General features: G+C 66.4%; 2 protein-coding genes. Both read right to left on the bottom strand.

Annotated elements, in window-relative coordinates; translation table 11 throughout:
* Window positions 1-182: 182 nt before the first annotated feature.
* Window positions 183-968: an ABC transporter permease gene (locus tag EAW56_RS12035; protein WP_095535601.1), complete on the bottom strand. Its 786-nt coding sequence runs from the start codon at window positions 966-968 to the stop codon at window positions 183-185.
* 3 nt (window positions 969-971) lie between these two features.
* Window positions 972-1712 (bottom strand): ATP-binding cassette domain-containing protein (locus EAW56_RS12030; protein ID WP_147453325.1); only part of this gene is annotated, 741 nt, incomplete at its 5' end.

Below are 1712 nucleotides of genomic sequence, written 5' to 3'. Positions count from 1 at the left end.
ACTGAACAGGTAGGCGACACAGAAGATGAGGACGACGCCGGCCTCTGCCGAGAGGAACCCGGGCGCGTGCGCATGATCCGCGGTCACGGCGATGATGGCGGGCGCGAGGAACACCAGCCACACGCCGGCAAACAGGGTGTTGCTGGTGTTGAAACCACGCAACGGCGCAGCCAACACCCCGGCTACTTCCGGTTCTTGTCGCGGCGCCGGAGGAGCAACACCGCGGTGACGAACACCGTTGTCCATACCGCGATGTTAGCCCAGGCCCACCACATTGGGTCGGTGGTTGTACCGCTGGCCAGCAGCTGCGTGCCGCGCGAGACAGGCCAACGCGCCAGCGCCGCCGCGCCATACATCGGGGTGAAGCGGCCGATTTCCAGCAGTGGCTCCTTCAGCGGAATGAACAGGTTGCCGGCAAAACTGAGCAAGACTATCGACGTCGACGCTATCGCCACCGTATTACTCCCCGGCACCGCCATCGCGCAGGCCATCCCATAGAACCCGAAGGGGATGCACACCAGTACGCAGGTGATGAACGCGAGGAACCACAGGTGCGGCTGCATCTCCGCCCTGGTCAGCGCCCCGACAATAAAGACGGAGGCGATGGGCAAGATGGCGCGCAACGCCACGTTGCACATGTTGGACAGCGTGAGCTGCCACGGGCGCAGCGGGGTGAGCGCCAGCTGCCGCGACCAGCCACTCTCCGCCTCGGTGATCGTGGACCCCGCGGCGCCGACCGCGCCGGTGACGCCCGCGTAGACCGCCATCCCCAGCATGACCAGGGCGGAGATGTTTCCGCCGTTGACCGGCTCGTCGGCGTAATCGTCCATCGCACCGAACAAGAGGTAGAAGAAGATGGGTAGAACTACGCTGAAGACCAGGACGGTGAGTTCTCGGCGCAGGCGAAGCAGGTCGTGGCCGATGTAGGACAGGGTGTTGGAAAACGTCGGGGTTTGCGTGGTGGTCATGGGTCACTCCGTTTGGTTGGCGTTCTTGCGCGTGAGCTCGAGGAACGTGTCCTCGAGGGTGTGGGCGACGATGGTGAGATTGCAGGCGTCGGTGCAGGTAAGCAGGGCGCGAGCGAGCGAGTCGGCGTCGGCGGTGCGCACGCGCAGGATGTTGCCGTCGCGCTCCAGCCCCGCGTCGGCCGGTAGGTGGAGGTCGTCGGGGATGCCCGCGGGGAACTCGGCGGTGAGCAGGCGGGTGGGGGAGGTGGCCAGGAGGGTGTGCGAGGGGGCGTCGATAAGCACTTGGCCCTGGTCGAGGAGGATGACGCGCTCGCTGAACTGGTCGGCTTCTTCGAGGTAGTGGGTGGCGAAAATGATGGTGCGTCCAGCGGCGGCCTCGAGTCGCATCGCGTCCCAAAATGCGTGGCGCGCGCCGGCGTCCATCCCGGCGGTGGGCTCGTCCAGGATGATGATGTCCGGATCGCCCAGCAAGGCGAGCGCGAACCGGAGTCGCTGGCGCTCGCCGCCAGAGCACTTGCCGACGCGACGCCTCAGAATCGGTTCCAGATTCGCCCGCTCGATGACGCTATCCAGCGGCCGGTGCGTGGGGAACGCCGCGGCGACCAGGTTGAGCGTGTCCTTGACGGTGATGTCCGTGAGCAGGCCTCCCGTTTGCATCACTGCGCCGATGCGCGCGTTCCCCGTAGCCTGCTTGGGTGTGCCGCCAAGGACGCTCACCTGGCCCGACGTGGCCGTGGTGAGCCC

Origin of the sequence: Corynebacterium gottingense, from assembly GCF_003693265.1 — a bacterium.
GTDB lineage: Bacteria > Actinomycetota > Actinomycetes > Mycobacteriales > Mycobacteriaceae > Corynebacterium > Corynebacterium gottingense.
This window is presented reverse-complemented; position numbering and strand designations above follow the sequence as displayed.